We start from the raw sequence: 20,223 nt of genomic DNA, 5'->3' as shown, positions 1-20,223 counted from the left end.
TGGGGCGTATCGGGCGCTGAGGATGGCGGCGGATACGCCCGCCGGCGTTTAGAGTTTCTGGCCGGACTTCAAGCCGATGGTGAACTTGTCGATATATTCGTTGGGCTTGTGGCCGTCGTAGACGATACCGTCGATAAAGTGTGTCTGCGGATCGCGGAATCCGTCTTCACTGGCGAAGTCCGGGAACTGATCGGCACTGGCCAGTTTGTCGGCAACCAATGATCTGGCCGCAGCCTGGTAGATGTCCGGGCGGTAGACCTTTGCGGCCAGCTCTTTGTACCAGTCATCGGATTTGTCATCGGAGATCTGCCCCCAGCGTCGCATCTGGGTCAGATACCAGATAGCGTCTGAGTAGTAGGGGTAGGTGGCGTTGTAGCGAAAGAACACATTGAAATCCGGGACTTCGCGTTTGTCGCCTTTCTCGTATTCAAAGGTGCCTGTCATGCTGTTGGCGATCACCTCATAGTCCGCACCCACATAGTTTGATTGAGACAGGATCTTTACCGCTTCCGGGCGATTGGCGTTGTTGTTTGCATCCAGCCACATGGCTGCGCGAATCAGGGCACGGGTGATGCGCACGGTGGTGTTGGGATACTTCTCAGCGAATTCTTTTGTGATCCCGAACACTTTTTCCGGATTGTCCTTCCATATCTCGTAGTCGGTCACCACAGGTACACCAATATCTTTGAATACCGCTTGCTGATTCCATGGCTCGCCCACGCAGTAGCCATAGATAGTCCCGGCTTCCAGAGTGGCGGGCATCTGTGGTGGCGGGGTAACGGAGAGCAGGGCGTCGGCGTCAATCTGTCCGGAAATATCGCCCTTGTGCGGTGCGTAAAAACCGGGATGAATACCGCCGGCAGCGAGCCAGTAGCGCAGTTCGTAGTTGTGTGTGGATACCGGGGAAACCATGCCCATATTGAAAGGCTTGCCATCCGCCTTGTATTTTTCTACCACGGGTTTCAGCGCATCCGCCTTGATCGGGTGTACGGGCTTGCCATCTGGCTGTTTCGGGATGTTTGGTTTCATCTGCTCCCAGATGGCGTTGGAGACAGTAATACCATTGCCGTTAAGGTCCATGGAAAAGGGCGTGATGATCTCGGCTTTGGTGCCGAATCCCATGGTGGCGGCAATGGGCTGGCCGGCCAGCATGTGTGCGCCGTCGAGGCGACCGTCGATCACGCCATCCAGCAAGACTTTCCAGTTGGCTTGGGCTTCGATGGTGACGTAGAGACCCTCGTCCTCGAAATAGCCCTTCTCATAGGCGATTGCGATAGGCGCCATATCCGTGAGTTTGATAAAACCAAAGGTGAGCTCCTCTTTTTCCGGATAGCCGAGTGCGACGACCTGCGCGCTGGCGCAGCTTATTCCAGCCGCCGCTACCAGCGGGGCAAATATTTTCTTGAAGGGCATTTTCCAGTTCATGGGTGTTGTGCTCCTGCGATACAAAGGGTTATCTGAGTTCGGTAAAAAAATCAGCGCAAAAAAAAGCGCTCACCGATGTCCTGCAAACGGGGCAGGATCGGTGAGCGCCTCTGCTCAAGGGCAAACGCCAATGCGTTGCCAATCTAGTTATTTCCGGGTTTCAGGGAGTACCCGGCAAGTCAACGGAAACGGTCGTCGGAAATGAGGGGCGTCAGTTGCCGGTTCATTTCGGTGCGGAGGATGTATTCCGCCTTTACCGGTAGCATTGCAGTCTCTGTGCCAACTTTTTTGTCGGGCGTGTTGTGAAGCGGTCTATGGACCTGGCAAGTCGAGGTTCTGGCAGAGAGGGCAGTGCGATGAGATTGTGTTGCAAGTAATTGAATTTTCTACGGCTTTTCACGCGGGGTTGGATTTGGGAGTGTTTAGTGGATTCAGGTTGAAAAAATACTGGCAGCAGATTTACTTGAGGGGATTTGGCGGCTGGGGGTAGGGGATTCAAAGAAATTTCTGCAACGCAGCTGTGTCATTTTCGGTGCGCGGCGCAAGCCGATGTGGTGCGTACGCGTGAAAATGGAGCAGAGAGCGGGATAAAAAAAGGCCGGATGCTTGGCATCCGGCCCCGTTGACAAGGTGTTGTCAGAATGTATATCAGAAGCTGTAGTTCAGGGATGCGCCCACCAGCCAGGCTTCCAGATTAGTGGTGCCCCCATCGAAGTAGGTGCCAAGACCCTGGACTCCGGGAACTGGCAGTGTACCGGCGATGTTCGCGGGAATGGGCAGTGCAGAGAACTCTTCAATTGGCTCGTCGTCGCCCCACAGGTAGGCCAGACCGGCGTCGATGCTCAGCTGGTTATTCCACTTGTAGGTGCCCCCGATGGTCACCCATTGACGATCTGCGTCGGGGATGGACAGGGTGCGCCAGGTAACCGGCAGTCCGGCGCTGCCGCCCAGGCCGTAAGACGCTGTTTCTGCAACCGCGTCCTGGTTGATGCCATCGCGGGCTGCGCCCTCGTCGTACGCGTAGCCGACGCGCCAGGTAACCTCTTCACAGGGGTAGTACTCCAGGCCCAGGCTGTAGCGCCAGCCGCTCTTGAAGTTTTCTTCCTTGATATGCAACGGGTTGTAGTCGATCGGACCGACACCATTGGCTGGTTGATCGGGGAAGAATGCCTCGAGGCGCTGGAAGTCATCCCAGTCGGTCCAGGAAGCGCCAAAAGCGATGCCCCACTGCTCATGGAAACGGTGATAGATACCCAGCTCGGCGATATCCGGCAGATCCAGAGTCAGGTTAGCCGGCTCATTGTTCAGCAGAGCACCAGTGGTAAGAGAGCGCAAGAGATCTGAGTTTACGTCCGCCTCGATCTCCGGGTCCAGCTCCGACTGGTAGGAGAGGCCGATGCGGGTACGGCCGTCCACACTGCGCCACAGCGCGCCGATGCTCCAGCCGTAATCCCAGTCATCACCGTCTGCATCCAGAATACGCGCACCGGCCAGACTTGGGGCCAGACTGAAATTGGATGGAACTGTGGACTTCAATGTGGCATCCGCATACAGAAAATTCGCGGATACGCCAATGCTGAACTGGTTGTTGTAATCAAAGGCGACAGACGGCGCAATATTCACGCTCAGCAGCTCTGTCTTGTCGGCAATGTGGGTGACCGGCCAGTTGGAGGCGAAATCAGTCTCGAGACCATAGTCGGTATTGACGGCGAGGCCGAAAGACCAGCAATCGTCAAAGGGAACTGCCAGATATGCATTGGGTACCCAGGCGCTGCTGGCATAGTCGTTGGCTTCCGCATAAACAGAAGCTGCGGGAAACGGGCCGGTTTGTGTGAGCAGGTAGTAGTCAGTGGTGCCGGCGGCGTCGATTTCCGGATTCACATAGGTCACGCCGACAGAAAAGGCTATTTCATTGAACAGCGCAGAACCGGCCGGGTTGCGGGCGAGAATGGCTGCGTTGTCGCCGATGGCGTTTTCTGCAGCGAAGGCGCGGCCGAGACCGGAGCTGCTGGATTCCTGAAGTAAAAAGCCGGCGGCCATGGCACCGCTGGAATAAATGCCGCTGGACACGGAGCAGATGGCCGCGGCCAGTGCGGCCTTACGCAGTGTTTTGATAGTCATGAGGTCCCACTCTATTGCTGAATTTTATGCCGACGGGAGAAGGATGCCCGAGTCTGGCTGAGAAGCATTTCCAGAAATGGTTTTTCAAAAGCAAACAAATTCCCAGTAGCTTGATTCTAGCAGTGAGAATTTTACGTTCGTGGAGAATGCGACGACTTTATAGTAGCCCTAAGCGGAAAAATCTACGTTTTGGCGTAGATTTTCATGAAGATGTGAGAAAATTTTCCGGCTCAGTTTTCTGTGCGGACTTCTTTGCCGTCGATGGATAATTTTGTCAGGGTGATTTGGTAGCTTTTGCCATTATCTTCCTGCTGCATAAGCTTTACCAGTGCGTAATTCCACTCCGGTGCAAACCAGATGTTCGTGACGCGTTCGGCATCTTCTGCGCGCACACGCTGTACCTTGATCGTTTCGATCACACCCATTGATGTATTGAGTTTCTCCTTACCGGAGATTTCAAATTCGTATTCGCGAATTTTTTTTCCGTCCGCCACTAGGTATTTCAATGGCGACTTGCCGTTGGCGATGTCGACAGCCAGTTGCAGCTGGTAACTGATCTTGTCCTGAACGTTTTCCGGCGCATTGTTGATGCTGCGGGATTTGTCGTAGACATTGATGACACGACTGGCGTTGTCTTCGAAGTTGAGCGCGGTGTGGCGGTCTTTGCCGAGGCCGGATTTCTGATAATCGTAGTGTTGGGGAATCAGGCGCAAACCCTGTTGGGTAAAGCGGGAGTATTCTTCGATTTTCGCGAACATGGAATGAGCGGAAAAATCCAGGCGCCAGCTGTTCTGGTTGCCGCTGAGTCTGCGCTCGGCGGTGACGCCAAAACCGCTGAATTCTGCCTGGTACGTGGCGGAGAAGGGAACAAGTACTTGGGAGGGCGGCGCCGAAGGCGCGCTTTCCTCGGCAAATGAGGCCGCGCTGACAGCAAGCGCGAAGAAAAAAGTGAGAATAGCTTTGAATGCTGCGTAGTGGGACAAGATTCCACCTCCGGCCTGTAATTCTGATTCCATGACTCAGGCCGGAAGTGTAGCCGGCCTGTCAGTCGAGACGTTTGCCCGAGCGGGGCAGCAGTTCACCATCCAGCTCGACGCGGTCATCGACCATTCTCAGCCGCCCCTGGGCAAACCAGCTGGCGGCCAGCGGATAGATCCGATGTTCCTGCACCAGCACCCGTTGTGCAAGGGTCTCGGCGGTGTCGCCGGACTCGATGGGGACTGCCGCCTGCAGGATAGGCGGGCCGCCATCCAGCTCTTCGGTGACGAAGTGCACAGTGGCACCGTGCTCACGGTCACCGGCCTCCAGCGCGCGCTGGTGGGTGTGCAAACCCTGGTACTTGGGCAACAGGGACGGGTGAATGTTCAACAGGCGACCGCTGTAGTGGCGCACGAAACCCGGTGTGAGGATGCGCATAAAGCCGGCGAGGATTACCAGATCCGGGCTGTAGGCGTCGATGACCTCGACCATGGCTTCATCGAAGCTTTCGCGGTCGGTGAAGTCCCGATGGCTCAGGACTTCGGTATCGATGCCAGCATTTTTTGCCCGGGTCAGGCCGTAGGCGTCCGCTTTGTTGCTGATTACGGCTTCCACGGTGTAGCCGCAAGCGTCATCGGCGGCCGCGTCGAGAAACGCCTGCAGGTTGCTGCCGCTGCCGGAAATCAGAATGACAGCGCGGCATTTGCCAGTACTTTTGGAGGCGAGGTCAGGGGTTGTCGGCATGGAGGGTCAGAGTCCCGCCAGCTCAACGGCTTCGCCGCCGTTACCGGCTTCGATGCTGCCCACCACAAAGGCTTCTTCACCCAGTTCCTGCAGTCTTGCCAGCGCCTTGTCCGCGTCCGCGGCCGGTACACAGATCACCATGCCCACGCCGCAGTTGAAGGTGCGGTACATTTCGCGGCCTTCGATATTGCCGGCCTCCTGCAGCCAGCGGAATACCGGCGGCAGCTCCCAGCTTTTGGTGTCGATCACGGCGCGGGTATTCTCCGGCAGCACGCGCGGCAGGTTTTCCAGCAGGCCGCCACCGGTGATGTGGCAAAGGGAATTGACCTGCACTTCTTTGATCAAGGTCAGCAGGTTCTTCACATAGATGCGGGTGGGGGCCATCAGCGATTCGGCCAGGGTTTTGCCTTCCAGGTCTTTCTGCAGATCGGCACCGCTGATTTCCAGCACCTTGCGGATCAGCGAATAGCCGTTGGAGTGGGGGCCGGAGGAGCGCAGGGCAATGAGCTTGTCGCCCACGGCTACCTTGCTGCCGTCGATGATTTCGGATTTCTCTACCACACCAACACAGAAGCCGGCGAGGTCGTAGTCATCGCCTTCATACATACCGGGCATTTCCGCGGTCTCACCACCCACCAGAGCGCAGCCGGACAACTCACAACCCTTGCCGATACCACCCACCACGTCTGCAGCGATGTCGACGTTCAGCTTGCCGGTGGCATAGTAGTCGAGGAAAAACAGCGGTTCGGCACCGGCTACCACCAGATCGTTGACGCACATGGCCACCAGGTCGATACCGATGGTGTCGTGGATGCCGAGGTCCATAGCCAGGCGCAGTTTGGTGCCAACGCCATCGGTGCCGCTGACCAGAACCGGCTCTTTATAGCCGCTTGGCAGCTGGCACAGGGCGCCAAAGCCGCCCAGTCCGCCCATCACCTCCGGGCGCGCGGTACGCTTGGCAACGTGCTTGATGCGCTCAACCAGCGCGTTACCCGCGTCGATGTCAACGCCGGCATCTTTATAGCTGAGAGAGGGAGTGGTGGGCTTGGAATCGCTCATGGTTCAACCTGTAAGGGCCAGTTTCGGAGGGCGCGTATTCTAGTGGAAAAAGTACACAATGTGCGAACTGAAGGCTGGGAGAAATAGCCGACACTGATACAATAGCCGCTAATTGACTGCCGGGAGGCGACTCCCAGCGCGCAGGTGCACCGCAAGCCGCTGCCTGTAGCCAGTGTGGTCGCACGCAAAATCATAAGAGGTAAGGGGGCTGAGAGCCGATGCCATTAACGACGAATTTCCGTGTGGTGCTCTGTTTCTCGCTGTTATTGGCGGCAATCATGCTGGCAATGCCGTCTTCGGCCAGAGTTTTGCCCGATCTGTACGAAGTAAGCGAAGCGGTACCCAGCCGCGGTGCCACCGACCGTGCCGATGCCGCGGTGCGTGGCCTGGGGCGGGTTTTCATACGTGTGACCGGTGACCAGAAGATCACCAGCGACGTCAAACTGGCGCCGGTGTTGGCGCAGGCACAGAAGTATGTGCAGAGCTATCGCTATGACAGCGACAACAACCAGTTGTATCTGAACCTGACCTTCGATCCCAAGGCGGTGAACGAGCTGGTGCACCAGTTGCAGTTGCCGTTGTGGCCCAACAACCGCCCCGGCACTCTGGTGTGGATGGCGGTGGATACGCTGGAGCACGGTCGCGACACCCTGGGCCAGGACGATTATCCCGAGCTGTTTGGCCTGTTGGACGGCCTCGCCATGGAGCGCGGTCTGCCGCTTGATTTTCCGGTGATGGACCTCAACGACCAGCGCAATATGCCACTCGGCAGCCTCTGGGCCCAGGACGAGAGCGCCGCCCAGCAGGCGGGCGTCCGCTACCGCCCCGACGCCACTCTGATGGGGCGTTTGCTGCAGACGTCGGCCCAGCGCTGGCAAGCCAACTGGCTGTTGATACACGGAGGCCGCAGCTATGCATTTGATGCCGAGGGCAGTTCTCTGGAGGAAGTGGCCCTGCGCGGAGTGAATGAGGCTGCCAACCGGTTGGCTGAACGCTATGCCGTGCGCGCCGGTGACTCTGGCGTCGCCAGTGCGGTGCTGGTGGAAATTGCCGGTATCCGCAGCTTTGCGGATTACTCTGCGGCCACCCGTTACCTGCAGGGTTTGGCTCAGGTCAGTAGTGCCGATGTGCTGGCGGTCAACGGCGACCGGCTGACCCTGTCTCTCACCACCAGTATCCAGCTGGAAACGTTGCGTGACGTACTGTCGCTCAACCGCAACCTGCAACTGGCGGCGGAAGATGGGCTGGTGGATCTCACCGGTTACCGCGCACCCTTAGGCAGTGCGCAGAATCCGCTTCGCTACAGCTGGCACTGATCGTGGCGCAGAACAAACAATCTGGTGGCGTGCCACAGCAGCTCTCGCTGGGTGTTTCCCTGCGGGACGACGCCACTTTTGCGAATTTTTTCCAGCCCTGCAGTGAGGGTGAGGGGCTGGAAAGTGGCAATCGACAGATCGTCGGTCTTCTGCGGGCGTTTGCCAGTGGCGACAACGCCGAGCCCTGCATTTATCTGTGGGGAGAGTCTGGTAGTGGTGTCACTCACCTGCTGCAGGCGGTGTGCCAGGGGGCGGAGATCGCTCATCGCGGGTTCCAGTACCTGCCACTGGCGGACCTGATCGACGGTGACCCGGAGGTAATGGTAGAGGGGCTCGAATATCTCGATCTGGTGTGTATTGACGATCTCCATCTGATCGAAGGCCGTCGCAACTGGCAGACGGCGCTGTTCCACCTCTACAATCGTCTCCGCGACAGCGGCCGCCAGCTGTTACTCGGTGCGCGCAAGTCGCCCCGCGGTTTGGCGCTGGAACTTGCGGATCTGCAGTCGCGCCTGCAGTGGGGGCTCACTTTCCAGCTGCATCCTCTGAGCGACGACGACAAGCTGGCGGCCCTGCGGCAGCGCAGCAGGCTGCGCGGTTTCGATCTCTCGGAGGACGTGGCGCACTACATCCTCCACCGGGCACCCCGGGACACCCGTGCGCTCTTCGCCTGCCTGGAACAGCTGGACCGCGCATCGCTGCAGGCCCAGCGCAAAATCACGATCCCCTTCGTCAAACAGGTTTTAAATATCTGAACCTGCACCAGCCCCGCGGCCGGCGCATTTGCCCGGCCTTTCTGGCATTTGCTTCTACACTGTATTCGTTAGCGTGAATTTATCCGCCGGCACCGTTTGCAGCGACCGGCACACAGTGGAGGACGCGCATGTTCCAGTTTCCCCGAAATTTCCTGATCCGCACCGGTGCTGCCGCAATACTGATGAGCGTGGCGGCTTTTGCGAGTGCGCAGACCGTGGTCAGTGTATTGAAGCTCGACAGCAAGGGCGTCGGCACCCTGCTGGGTACGGTCACGGTTTCAGAGACGCCGTATGGCCTGGTGTTTACACCGAATCTGAAGGGACTGCCTGAGGGGCAGCACGGCTTTCACCTGCACGAAAACGGCAGCTGCGAGCCGGCGGAAAAGGACGGGAAAATGGTGCCGGGGCTGGCGGCCGGCGGACACTACGACCCGCACAAGACCGGCAAACACGGGGCGCCCTGGGGCGACGGCCACCTGGGTGACCTGCCGGCGCTGTATGTAGACGGCGACGGCAAAGCGACGACCCCGGTGCTGGCGCCGCGGGTGAAGACATCCGACCTGAAAGGGCGGGCGTTGATGATCCACGCCGGTGGCGACAACTATTCCGACCACCCGAGCCCGCTGGGTGGCGGTGGCGCGCGTATGGCCTGCGGTGTTATTCAGTAGTGGCTTTGAATTGATTTGGTGGCGGCGCTGCTGCCAGGTGCAGCCCCCGCCTCCACCTTCTGCGCACTGAAGTCGATTGCATAAGAATCATCCGCACACTGGCTGTCTAAAACCTGTCCATCCACAGAGCGCGCCAGCGCGTCAAAACACCGTGGCAGGGGCCAGGTCGGTTTGACGATGTTCAACCCCTGTTGCGGTGTGCACACCTCTCCCGGCAGGCACCAGCCCTCTGGTTCCTGTAGCGGAGCATTGTTGCTGGTGTGGCGAAACTCCGACACGGCATGGTACACGAGCCGCCGCGCGCGGTTGAGGCTCCCCAGCGGTTCCCATTCGCCCACCCCGCGCCAGGGGTTCATGGAGAGGTTTTCGCAGAACTCCCACTGCGCCTCGCTGGTGAAGGTTTGTGGCGGGATGTGAATGCGCGCGATGGGAATAAATGGCGAGTCCTTTTCTTCCCAGATCACGGTGGCGTCATCCAGTGGTGTGTTGGCATCGGTGTTGCGCGGCTGCACCACAAAGTCAAAGCAGGCGCTGGCTGACTGCAGGTTGTAGGCGAGCTGTGTGGTGAGAAAGTTCTCATCGGATTGGTCGACGGTGATCGGATAGTCGGCGCCGGCGCAGGGACGGCTGGCGAATTTAATTTCCGTTTCCCCCAACCGGTAGGGGAGGATGGAGAAGTAGCGCTCTTGCAGCGGTGTGTCGATGGTAGACGACACGGTCTGCGCGGCTCGAATCAGCTGTTTCAGATGCAGGCGCGGCGGCCACAGGCTGAAAAACCATCCGCTTCGGTCGAGCCTGGCCAGGTGTTGCATGTTCTCCGCATAGTCGTGGATGTTGCGATTGAAAAACGCCTGGTTGTTGGCCATCAGGAAATCCTGGGTGCCGCCGGCACCCAGCTCTGGCGCGAGAGGCGTACCGCTAACTCCCATCAGCTTGATCGCCATTCCGCGCGCGTCTTTCTCGCCGTCGGCCTGCACCAGCATGTCGCCATTGGAAAAGCGAATCCAGGCCTGGTACCGGCGCCCGGGGTTGGCGAACACGCTGTGGCGGAACTGATTGGGAATATCGCCGTTTACTTCAAACTCCGCGCGCAGGCAGCCGGTGGCCTTGGCGTGGGCATCGCGGCGAAACCGGTCGCCGTAACGGGGGCTGTTCTGCTGCTGTGCGGCGCGGGAAACGTCGAGCCCCGCCAGCATGGCGGAAGCGATGGCGTCGCGCTCCGCACTGGATACATCCATACCCAGTTGCTGGATACTGGCATCCAGCGCGCGCAGGGATTCTCGCCTGTGTTCATGGTCCTGGTCGGCGAAGCTTGCTGCGCAAAAAAGGGTCAATGTCAGTGCCGATATCTTGGCCGTGAGAAGGGTGTAGCTCATGGTTGCACCTGCCTCTGCACCAATGTATTTCCCGGGTTGCGGCGGTACTTGTCGCAGGCCATCTCGCCGATGGCGCTGGCGGGTGGGGCCGGGTACTGATCCCAGTTTTGCGGGTCGCCGCCGAGAGCAGTACTGAATTCGGGGTTACCCATTACCTTGAGGTACTCGATCAATGCCATGCGCTCGCGTTCACTCAGGCGGCTGCCGATACGGCCGGTGACGTCGGCATCGGTAAACAGGTGCCCGCTGTTGCTGTTACCGTCGAGGGTAGTATCGAACTCGAAACTTCCCGGGCGCATATCGGTGACGTAGCCGAGCTTTTGCGGATTGTATTCGCGGTGGCCGAGGCCAAATTTTATCGGGCGCACGGCCAGAGGTGAAAGCAGGTCGTAAATGGTGGGTACCGAGCCGTTGTGCAGGAATGGCGGTGTCGCCCACACACCGTGGAGCGGACGCGCCTTGTAGGCCGGCTTACTGGCGATGCGGAAAGGAACATTGAGACCGTCGTAGTCGGCGATGCCATTGTGGTCACTGGAAATACCGCGGTTTTTGTACAGCACGGGGACCAGCTCATTCAGTAGCAACTGCAGTCCATCGCCGGCGTTGACTCGCCGGCTGTCGGAGTCATCGGGGTTTGGTGGTACCAGCGGGCCGGGGTCGTAGGTGTGATTCAAATAGTTGCGCGCAGCGGTCGGGTCGGTGCCGATAACGGCGATATCAATCCAGGGAAGCGCCCACAGGGACTCGCGCCAGTCCTCCCGCACCGGGTGATTCTCCTCGTCATAAGAAATCTGCCCCGCCATATCCCACTGCCAGTTGACACTGCCCTGCTGCGCCGGATTTTGTTCTGGTCCGCCGGCGACCGGCCAGGCGTAAGGGGCTGACTCATGTGGACCGTGGCAGTGGGCGCACTGGTCCGCGAACAGTGCTTTTCCCTGGCGGGCGCGCGCGATGTCGATTTCCCCCAGCACATCTTGCGGCCACTTCGGAGGTTTGAGCTTGCGCAGGGTGGTCTCGATACACTGCATACCCTCCACGTCGATAGTGGACTGGCCAAACTCTCCCTCCGGCAGCAGTGCGCCACGTTCATCCACCAATTTCACCGGCGCCATCACCCCGAGGCTCTCGCCTACATTGCGCGCCATGGCCTGGTTGGTAAAACCGGTGTACTGCACCCAATCGAAACGCCAGATATCCCAGAGGAAGGGGTAGCTGACCGGCGCATTGGCGATCTTGTAGTTCTCCTCGATGCCGAGATTGTAGCCAAAGACCACGTTACCGATGCGCCCGACCGCATCGGTGCGGCCGCGGCCCTCGGGGGTGGGGAAGAGCGTTGACTGACCGGGGCCCCGGGAGAATTTCCACACTTCACCCAGGTAGCGTTTAAGATCCTGTTTGAGCTGTTTGCGCGCGACGGGGTCATCCCCGGCAACCCGGTCGGCGAAGCGCGCCCATTTTCTCGGGTTGATGAATGTTTCTATCGCGGCGGCGTTCAGCGCAACGATGAACTCCCCCGGCGCGCTGGTGGATATACCGTGAATGGCCTGACCGCCGTCCACCCGCAGGGCGGTGCCCCGATAGTGCAGTTCGCCGGTGTGGCAGAGGGCGCAGCCGAGATCGAGGCGCTCGGTGTTGTCCTCGTTGTTCAGGTGTCTGCCCATGCCGACAGGGTGCAGTCCCGCCTCGCTTTCGGTGCTACTGCCGCCGCTATCGACAATAAATCCCCAGCCGCGCAGATTATCAGCGCTGGCAAGTGGGTCCCGGGAAAACGGCAATTCCAGTGCGGTCAACCAGCGATAGTGCAGCCCCTGCAGCTCGGTGCCCTGAGGGGTGGTGTAGAAAAGCTCGCGGTCTTGCGCGGTCCACCCCTGGTCGAGATAACGCACCTCGGTAATGTGTTCGCGGGTGATTTTGGGGGCGAAATACTCGCGGGCGATGGTACAACCGGCAAGCACGGTGGCGATGGCAATGGCCAGAAAGGTGAATGTGCGGCCGGCGCGGCGAACAGCAGGCATTTGCCGTAAAGACATTTGAAAATCCATTTTGATTTTTTATAGAAATGCTGGTTTTGCGCTGTGACGCCGGATTGTAAATGGCGTGGGCGGAAAAACAAAAGCCGGGCATGGATGGCAGTAATCGCCTTCCATGCCCGGCCTGTAATCGTAATCAGAGAATGTCTGGAAAATCAGTTACTGTTTCTGGTCTCTTCGATCCAGTCATCCACCAGCTCTTCCAGCACATCCAGCGGCACCGCACCGTTCGCCAGCACGACGTCGTGAAATTCGCGAATATCGAACTTATCGCCCAGCGCCTGTTTCGCGCGCTCGCGCAACTCGACGATTTTCATCATGCCGATTTTATAGGCGGTTGCCTGGCCGGGCATAACGATGTAACGCTCAATGGCCTTCTGCACATCCGCAGGCGGGTTGGGGGTGTTTTCCGTCAGCCAGTCGATGGCCTGCTCGCGGGTCCACTTCTTGCTGTGGATACCCGTATCCACTACCAATCGTCCCGCGCGCCAGAGTTCCATCGCCAGGCGGCCGAAGTCGGAATACGGGTTCTGGTAGAAGCCGATCTCCTTGGGTACCAGCTCGGAATAGAGCCCCCAACCCTCGGTATAGGCGGTATAACCGCCGTATTTGCGGAATGAGGGAACGCTCTCCAGTTCCTGCATAATGGACAGCTGCATATGGTGGCCGGGGATGCCTTCGTGGTATGCGAGCGCTTCCATCTGGTAGGTGGGCATACTGCTCATTTTGTACAGGTTGGCGTAGTAGATGCCAGGGCGCGAGCCATCTGGCGCGGGACGCTGGTAAAACGCTTTGCCCGCCGATTTTTCACGGAAGGGTTCTACCGCCTTCACGATCAGATCTGCTTTCGGCTTGGTGATGAACAGTTCGTCCAGGCGGCCTTTCATGGTGTCGATGATGGCGGTGGCTTCTTTCAGGTAGCGCTGTTTGCCATCTTCGGTTTCCGGGTAATAGAACTGCGGATCGGTGCGCATGAATTCGAAGAATTCCTGCAGGCTGCCGTCAAACTTGACCTGCTTCATGATCGCGCGCATTTCGTCGTGGATGCGCGCCACTTCCTCAAGACCTTTTTGGTGGATTTCGGCGGCGGTCATGTCGGTGGTGGTATAGACGTTCAGGCGGTGCTGGTAAAACTTGTCGCCGTCGGGAAGCTTCCACGCGCCGTCATCGGTGGTGGCTTTTTTCTCCAGCTCGGCGAGATAGCTGTTCAGGTTTTCATAGGCGGGCTTCACCCGTTCAAGCATGGCCGTTCTGGCTTTTTCAACCAGCGCGGATTTCTCCTCGTCACTGATGCTGAGCTTGTCTACCTTGCCTTTGAAATCCGCATACAGGGTGCTGTCTTTGCCATCGTCATAGGGCGCACCGGTGATCAGGTTTTTGCCGTCGCTGATCACATAGGGGAATACAAACTTGGGCACGATGACGCCCGCATTGGCGCGTTCCTTGAGGTTGGCGATCAGCTGCTGGAAGTGTTCAGGTAGTGCATTCAGGCGTGCGATGTAGGCTTCCGCATCGGAGATATCATCGATACGGTGCTGGTTAATCAACAGTGAGGCAACGCCGGTGTGGGTCGCGTACATCTGATTGACTGGGTAGGTGTGCAGCCGCCACTGATAACCCTCGATATCCTGCTCCAGATTGCGGATGGCGAGTTCCAGCGACAGGCGGGTGGCATCGTCCAGCTGGGTTGGATCAATTTTTTTCAGCGCTTCCAACTGCCGCTTGTTGATCTCGTGAGTTTCCTCTTCAAACGCCGGTGAAATGTTATCCCACTTGTCGTAGCCGTCTTTCATGCCGAGGAAGGTCTTGAACTCCGGGCTGCGGTCAAGGTGTGTCTGGAATTGTTCTTCAAACAGCTGGTTGGTACTGGCGATGACGTCCGGGTTGCCACTGCCTTGTCCGTCGCCCGCAGCTTCCGGTTGGGTGGCGGCCGACTGGGTTTCGGCACTGTTCGTGACGGAGGGTTGTTGGTCGGTGTTCGCGGATTCCCGCTCACAACCCGCCATGGCCAGGGTGCTTATGGCAGCGGCCAGCAAAGTCATCTTCAGCTTCATGTTGTGCTCTCAGCTTCTGTTTTAGAGGTGTGTCTGCTTGGTTGCAGCGCCTGTGTTGTACCCATAACTGCATAGCGATGCAAATTCCGTGTGCGGGTGCTGGAGGCGGGTGTAAAACGGCGGACATAAAAAAAGCGGGCCGCAGCCCGCTTCTCGTTTGCGCCTCGCGGCGCGGATCTGCAAGCAGATCAGGCGAAGTTCTGGTTCGCGAAGTCCCAGTTCACCAGTGCCCAGAACGCTTCCAGGTACTTCGGACGCAAATTGCGGTAGTCGATGTAGTAGGCGTGTTCCCATACATCGCAGGTCAGCAGCGGGGTAACACTGCTGTCGGTCAGCGGGGTTTCGGCATTGGAGGTGTTGACGATAGCTACGGAGCCGTCGGCCTTTTTCACCAGCCAGGTCCAGCCGGAACCGAAGTTGTTCACTGCGCTGTTGGTGAATTCTTCCTTGAACTTGTCGAAGGAACCGAAGGCCGCATTGATGGCATCCGCTACCGCACCGGTGGCTGCGCCGCCGCCGTTCGGGCTCAGGCAGTTCCAGTAAAAGGTGTGGTTCCAGATCTGGGCCGCGTTGTTAAAAACACCGCCGGAAGAGGACTTGATGACGTCTTCCAGGGATTTTTCCGCGTCCGGAGTGCCTTCCAGCAGGCCGTTCAGTTTGTCGACGTAGGTCTTGTGGTGCTTGCCGTAGTGGTACTCCAGGGTTTCCTGGGAGATGTGCGGCTGCAGCGCGTCCATAGCATAGGGGAGTTCGGGGAGAACATGTGCCATGTAGTAATCCTTCCTTTGTCTTGGGACCCCCGCCGACCGCATGTCCGGCGATGGGTCAGTTATTGGTGGCATGCATTCTACACGCGCTTGATGTCATTATTAAGCCATCGGACAGGCCAAAGGGTGACACAAGTGAAGTTGCCGACAAGATATGCGCAAGTTGTGAACAATTGCGCCCCAACGGGGTTTTGACGGAGCAGTCCCGAAGGTGCCAGCGAAGTGGGAATGACCTATTCTGATAACTGCGCCCGGTTACTTTTTCGTCAATTTTTTGGTATAACTGCCGCAGTTTTCTACCTACATCCGGCCCGATGGGCCGCGAGCCAACGCAGGACAACAGCATGCAACGCAGAGAGCCCACATTCGATGGCAGCAGCTCATCTTCTATGGACCCTCAGATCCCTACCGCCAATGGTCCCATTGGCGGTAGGCGCTACGCAGCACCCGAGCCGCCGGCTGCGGCGCCGGTGCGCGAACCCTCTTCCGGTGGCGGCTCCTCATTCATCGCGATACTGGCTTTACTGCTGGCGCTGGCAGGGCTTGGGGCCGCGGGCTTCCTCTACAACCAATGGCAGGTGACCCGCGCACAGCTGGTGGATGCGGACGCGCGCATTGTGCAGCTGGAGAAGCGCTTCGAGATGTCCGGTGAAGAGTCGGCGGCCTCCGTGGAGGTGCTGAATGCCAAGGTGAAGGAGAACGCCTCCGAAATCCGCAAACTGTGGGGTGTATCCTACGACACCAACCGCAAGGACATCGCTGCCAACAAGGAAGCGAACGCTGCCCAGCAGAAGTCCATCGCCGCGCTGACCAGTAAGATCGGCAGCGTCGAGTCCGGGCTGAAGAAGGTGACCGCACTGGAAAGCGAAATGGCGAAGCTGAAAGAGTCTACCGTCGACGCCTCCCGCGAGACCAAAGACAAGGTGGCGAGCCTGGAGCGTCAACTGGCCTCCGTGCGCGCGGATCTGACGGCGCGCGTCGGTGCCAACGAGGAGGCGGTGGAATCTATCGACAGCTACCGCCGCAGTGTCAACAAGGATCTGGTGCAGCTGCGCGATGCCATTCGCAGCCTGCAGTCCAGCTCAAGTACGGCGTCTGCTCCCTGATCCGGCGGGAACCTCTGAAAACTACTGTGCGGACGCCTGACGGCGTCCGGTGCTGGAGCGCCAGTCCGGTCGCTACGTTTTCAGGGGTTCGCTAGCGCTGATTTCGATTTGCGGCGATTTTGCCGCCGTTAATTATTCTCATTTTCATTTCCCGCCCTAAACGCTCTTTTCCCTCATTTACTTCCTATTTCTTGTTGCGCCGAATCCAACACCCGCATGCAATTCGTGTAAAATCGCCGCCTTCGAGACGAGACCACACACGGAGCCGGCAATGACCATAATCCGCCAGGACGACCTGATCGACAGCGTGGCCGATGCGCTGCAGTTTATCTCCTACTACCATCCGCAGGATTTCATCCAGGCCCTCAACAAGGCCTATGAAAAGGAGGCCAACCCGGCGGCGAAAGACGCCATGGCCCAGATCCTGATCAACTCCCGCATGTGCGCCCAGGGCCACCGCCCTATCTGCCAGGACACCGGCATCGTGACCGTGAAACTGAAAGTGGGCATGAACGTGCAGTGGGATGCCGAGATGACCGTGACCGACATGGTCAACGAAGGTGTGCGCCGCGCCTACAACAACCCGGACAATGTGCTGCGCGCCTCCATTCTCGCGGACCCGGATGGCGCTCGTAAGAACACCGGCGATAACACCCCGGCGGTCATTCACTACGAGATCGTGGCCGGCGATAAGGTAGACGTCTATGTGGCGGCCAAAGGGGGCGGCAGCGAGGCCAAGAGCAAGTTCGCGATGCTGAACCCGTCTGACTCCGTAGTGGACTGGGTGCTGGAAATGGTGCCGAAAATGGGCGCCGGCTGGTGTCCGCCCGGCATGCTGGGCATTGGTGTGGGTGGCACCGCCGAGAAGGCGATGCTGCTGGCGAAGGAGTCCCTGCTGGACCCCATCGATATCCAGGAGCTGCAGGAGCGCGGTGCCTCCAACCGCGCCGAAGAACTGCGTCTGGAACTGTTCGACAAGGTCAACAAGCTGGGTATCGGCGCCCAGGGCCTGGGCGGCCTCACCACCGTGCTGGATGTGAAGGTCAAGGATTTCCCGACCCACGCCGCCAACAAGGCGGTGGCGATCATCCCCAACTGCGCCGCCACCCGCCATACCCATTTCACCCTCGACGGTTCCGGCGCAGCGCGCCAGACCCCGCCGAAGCTGGAAGACTGGCCGGAAATCACCCGCGAGGCCGGCGGCAACACCCGCCGTGTGAACCTGGACGAAGTGACCCGCGAAGACGTACTGAGCTGGCAACCCGGCGACACCCTGCTGCTGAACGGAAAAATGCTCACCGGCCGCGATGCCGCGCACAAGAAAATGGTCGACATCCTGGCTACCGGCGAGAAGCTGCCGGTGGACCTCACCGGTCGCTTTATCTACTACGTGGGCCCGGTCGATCCGGTGCGCAACGAAGTAGTCGGCCCGGCCGGTCCCACCACGGCCACCCGCATGGACAAGTTCACCCGCACCATGCTGGAAGAAACCGGCCTGCTGGGCATGATCGGCAAGGCCGAACGCGGCCCCACTGCGATTGACGCCATCCGCGACAACAAAGCGGTTTACCTGATGGCCGTGGGCGGCGCCGCCTACCTGGTGGCTCAGGCCATCAAGGACGCCAAGGTCATTGCCTTCCCGGAACTGGGGATGGAAGCCATCTACGAATTTGAGGTGGAAGATATGCCGGTCACCGTTGCGGTGGACAGCAACGGGGAGTCGGTGCACAACACCGGCCCGGTGATCTGGAAACACAAGATCGAAGAGGGAGTGGTGTAACTCCCGTTCGCTCGATGTTCCGATGAAAACGGCTGCCTCAGGCAGCCGTTTTTTTATCTGTGGGTTGTCAGTTCTGCCTGTCGATTTCCGCCAGCATCAGTTCGCGGATGACCGGCACTGGTGCGTTGCCGTAGCTCAGAAACTGCTCGTGAAACTGCTTGAGGTTGAACCTGTCACCCAGCAACTGCTGGATCTCTTCCCGCAGCGCCATGATATCCATGTACCCTGCAAAATAGCTGGTGAGCTGGACCTGGCTCAGAGTGGCGCGGCGCCACTTGCCCACAGCCTCTGTGTGCTGTTGAAACCCCTGATTCATCAACAGGTCGAGAGCCGCATTCTCCTCCATGCCTTTGACCTGTACCGAGTAATCCAGAATGGTGTTGACCACGGTGCGCAGGTGCCATTTGTAGTACATCATCCACAGCTCCGGAGAAAAATCCCCGTAGCCGGCCTCCAGCATCATTCGTTCCGCGTACACCGCCCAACCTTCGATCATCGCGCCGTTGCCGAGAATGTTTTTGATCAGGCTCGGTGAGCGGTTTGCGTATACCAGCTGTGTGTAATGTCCGGGAATCGCCTCGTGAATGTTCAGAATCTGCATGAGGTAGGTGTTGTATTCGCGCAGAAAGCTCTCCGCGCGGTCATCCGGCAGTTCGGCGACCGGCATCACGTTGTAGTAGGTGTTGGCATTCTTGTCGTAGGGGCCGGGGGCATTGATGGAGGCCACTGCGAAGCCCTGCATATACGGCGGAGTGGTGCGCACCACCAGTGGCTTTTCCTCATCCAGTGACAGCAAGTTTTTTTCCTTTACAAACGCCACCAGTTGCGGAATCTGCTTTTCCACTTCCGTCTTGAAGTTTTCCTTGGTGGCGTGATGCTCAGACAGCTTTTCCAGTACCTTGGTGATTTTCACCAGGATGTCTTTGGGGCGGGACTGGTCCGGGAAATATTTTGGCCACAGCTTGTCGGCGAGATCGTCCATTTTCAGGTGCAGGCGATCCTTTTCGCGCAGTGCCTGTTGGTATAGTTCCCTGCCGCTCATGCCGATCTGAATGTCGTAGTGGAATTTTTCCTCGTATAGCGTTTCACCGATACGGAAATCGCTGAAGCTGTCGGCATTGGCCATCTGGGCCTGAAGGGTCTGTAGTAAAACGATATATTCCTCTATGGCCTTGCGGGTGGCGGCAAGTCGGGATTCAAATAAATCCTTTTCACTGCGGGACAGCCCGCTGTCAGCGAGTGTTTTCTCCAGTTCCTCACCGAACACCGACATGGCACCTTCATTTTGCTGGATGGCCAATACCAGTTGGGGCGCGGCCGGGTTGCGCAAGGATTTTTCCGCGGCTGCGTAATAGGCTGGCACCATTTGCATCCGCGCGCTGAAGGCGCGCAGGCGGTCATCCAGTGGCGCGTAATCGGTATTGAGAATCAGGGCAAAACCATGGGAGACGTTGTAGTTGCTCGGGTCCCACTCAAATGTCTTGAATTCCGTGAGATTCCAGATAGTTTCATTCAGGAAGTTGTTGATCAGTGCCAGGTCCGTGCGCGCATTGACGTCCAGCTCGTCGCGTTTGTAGCGCGCAAAACGGTTGCGATAATCGCGCGCGAATGCCAGCACCTGCTGTCGATAATGCTTGTCGGGCACCTCCAGCTGTTCCGCAACCTGGTAATAGCCGTTGCTGATGGCCCAGGATGGGAACAGCTGCCACATCCGTTTGATCATCTGTGCGCTGAGGTCGTGAAAGGATTGCTCGACGTCTGCGCCAGTGGCGGTTTTACCATCGGCGCCAGTTTTGGCCGCTTCAGAAACCGGGATGTCGGTGTCGACACTGGTGTTTTCGCCAAGTCCATCACCCGATCGGGGGCTTTTTCCGTCACAGGCGCACATTAATGTGGCCAGAGTAATCGCGATGATGGTCTGTTTCATGGAGCGCTCGAATTAATGCCGGATTCTGCTCAAAAACTAGCACACTCGACTTATAGTTATCCCTTGCTCCGGCGATTATTTTGTGTGACCCAGGTCGCCTTGTTTCACTTTGGGGCG

At 58.5% G+C, this 20,223-nt stretch carries 15 protein-coding genes; 5 read left to right on the top strand and 10 right to left on the bottom strand.

The annotated features are described in order from the left end of the window. Positions 1-48 precede the first annotated feature (48 nt). From GNX18_RS07640 to purM, 5 genes are all read right to left on the bottom strand, one after another. The gene (locus tag GNX18_RS07640) at positions 49-1,425 is read right to left on the bottom strand and encodes a CmpA/NrtA family ABC transporter substrate-binding protein (RefSeq protein ID WP_166216703.1); all 1,377 of its coding nucleotides are present in this window, start codon (positions 1,423-1,425) and stop codon (positions 49-51) included. A gap of 648 nt (positions 1,426-2,073) precedes the next feature. Further along, the gene (locus GNX18_RS07635; protein ID WP_166216700.1) at positions 2,074-3,546 is read right to left on the bottom strand and encodes an OmpP1/FadL family transporter; all 1,473 of its coding nucleotides are present in this window, start codon (positions 3,544-3,546) and stop codon (positions 2,074-2,076) included. Between the two features lie 230 nt (positions 3,547-3,776). Beyond that, positions 3,777-4,529: a DUF3108 domain-containing protein gene (locus GNX18_RS07630; RefSeq protein WP_240914291.1), complete on the bottom strand. Its 753-nt coding sequence runs from the start codon at positions 4,527-4,529 to the stop codon at positions 3,777-3,779. Positions 4,530-4,590: 61 nt separating this feature from the next. Next, the gene (purN, locus tag GNX18_RS07625) at positions 4,591-5,268 is read right to left on the bottom strand and encodes a phosphoribosylglycinamide formyltransferase (RefSeq protein ID WP_166216694.1); all 678 of its coding nucleotides are present in this window, start codon (positions 5,266-5,268) and stop codon (positions 4,591-4,593) included. A 6-nt stretch (positions 5,269-5,274) separates the two neighbouring features. After that, entirely contained in the window at positions 5,275-6,327 is a 1,053-nt protein-coding gene (gene purM / locus GNX18_RS07620; RefSeq protein ID WP_138237246.1) for a phosphoribosylformylglycinamidine cyclo-ligase, read from the bottom strand. Between the two features lie 218 nt (positions 6,328-6,545). On the opposite strand from purM, the gene GNX18_RS07615 reads away from it, so the two are divergent. From GNX18_RS07615 to sodC, 3 genes are all read left to right on the top strand, one after another. Continuing rightward, positions 6,546-7,643 carry a DUF2066 domain-containing protein gene (locus GNX18_RS07615; RefSeq protein ID WP_240914290.1) on the top strand — a complete coding sequence of 366 codons (1,098 nt, stop codon included), beginning with the start codon at positions 6,546-6,548 and terminating at the stop codon, positions 7,641-7,643. A gap of 2 nt (positions 7,644-7,645) precedes the next feature. After that, positions 7,646-8,398 carry a DnaA regulatory inactivator Hda gene (gene hda, locus GNX18_RS07610; RefSeq protein ID WP_240914289.1) on the top strand — a complete coding sequence of 251 codons (753 nt, stop codon included), beginning with the start codon at positions 7,646-7,648 and terminating at the stop codon, positions 8,396-8,398. A 128-nt stretch (positions 8,399-8,526) separates the two neighbouring features. Next, a complete protein-coding gene (gene sodC / locus GNX18_RS07605; protein ID WP_138237247.1) occupies positions 8,527-9,066 on the top strand; it encodes a superoxide dismutase family protein in 540 nt (179 codons plus the stop codon). Here the strand turns inward: sodC and GNX18_RS07600 are convergent. The 4 genes from GNX18_RS07600 to GNX18_RS07585 all read right to left on the bottom strand — a co-directional run bounded on the left by GNX18_RS07600 (position 9,060) and on the right by GNX18_RS07585 (position 15,296). Further along, on the bottom strand, positions 9,060-10,442 hold the full coding sequence (locus GNX18_RS07600; RefSeq protein WP_166216691.1) for a catalase family protein: 1,383 nt from the start codon (positions 10,440-10,442) through the stop codon (positions 9,060-9,062). The two genes, sodC and GNX18_RS07600, sit on opposite strands and share 7 nt — an antisense overlap. Beyond that, the gene (locus GNX18_RS07595; RefSeq protein WP_240914288.1) at positions 10,439-12,472 is read right to left on the bottom strand and encodes a di-heme-cytochrome C peroxidase; all 2,034 of its coding nucleotides are present in this window, start codon (positions 12,470-12,472) and stop codon (positions 10,439-10,441) included. Before GNX18_RS07595 ends, GNX18_RS07600 begins: the two co-directional genes overlap by 4 nt. A 155-nt stretch (positions 12,473-12,627) precedes the next feature. Further along, positions 12,628-14,526: a DUF885 family protein gene (locus GNX18_RS07590; RefSeq protein WP_205828090.1), complete on the bottom strand. Its 1,899-nt coding sequence runs from the start codon at positions 14,524-14,526 to the stop codon at positions 12,628-12,630. Positions 14,527-14,714: 188 nt separating this feature from the next. Beyond that, a complete protein-coding gene (locus GNX18_RS07585; protein ID WP_138237249.1) occupies positions 14,715-15,296 on the bottom strand; it encodes a superoxide dismutase in 582 nt (193 codons plus the stop codon). Between the two features lie 341 nt (positions 15,297-15,637). On the opposite strand from GNX18_RS07585, the gene GNX18_RS07580 reads away from it, so the two are divergent. Next, positions 15,638-16,399, top strand: a complete 762-nt coding sequence (locus GNX18_RS07580) for a hypothetical protein (protein ID WP_138237250.1) — start codon at positions 15,638-15,640, stop codon at positions 16,397-16,399. 271 nt (positions 16,400-16,670) lie between these two features. Beyond that, positions 16,671-18,179, top strand: coding sequence for a fumarate hydratase (locus tag GNX18_RS07575; protein WP_138237251.1), 1,509 nt, complete (start codon positions 16,671-16,673; stop codon positions 18,177-18,179). 67 nt (positions 18,180-18,246) lie between these two features. On the opposite strand, the gene GNX18_RS07570 is transcribed toward GNX18_RS07575, so the two are convergent. Then, positions 18,247-20,106: a DUF885 domain-containing protein gene (locus GNX18_RS07570; RefSeq protein ID WP_138237252.1), complete on the bottom strand. Its 1,860-nt coding sequence runs from the start codon at positions 20,104-20,106 to the stop codon at positions 18,247-18,249. Positions 20,107-20,223 lie beyond the last annotated feature (117 nt).

The organism is Microbulbifer sp. SH-1 (assembly GCF_011326135.1).
Classification (GTDB): Bacteria; Pseudomonadota; Gammaproteobacteria; order Pseudomonadales; family Cellvibrionaceae; genus Microbulbifer; species Microbulbifer harenosus.
The sequence above is the reverse complement of the archived record's forward strand: the minus strand, read 5'-3'. Positions and strand labels throughout refer to the sequence as shown.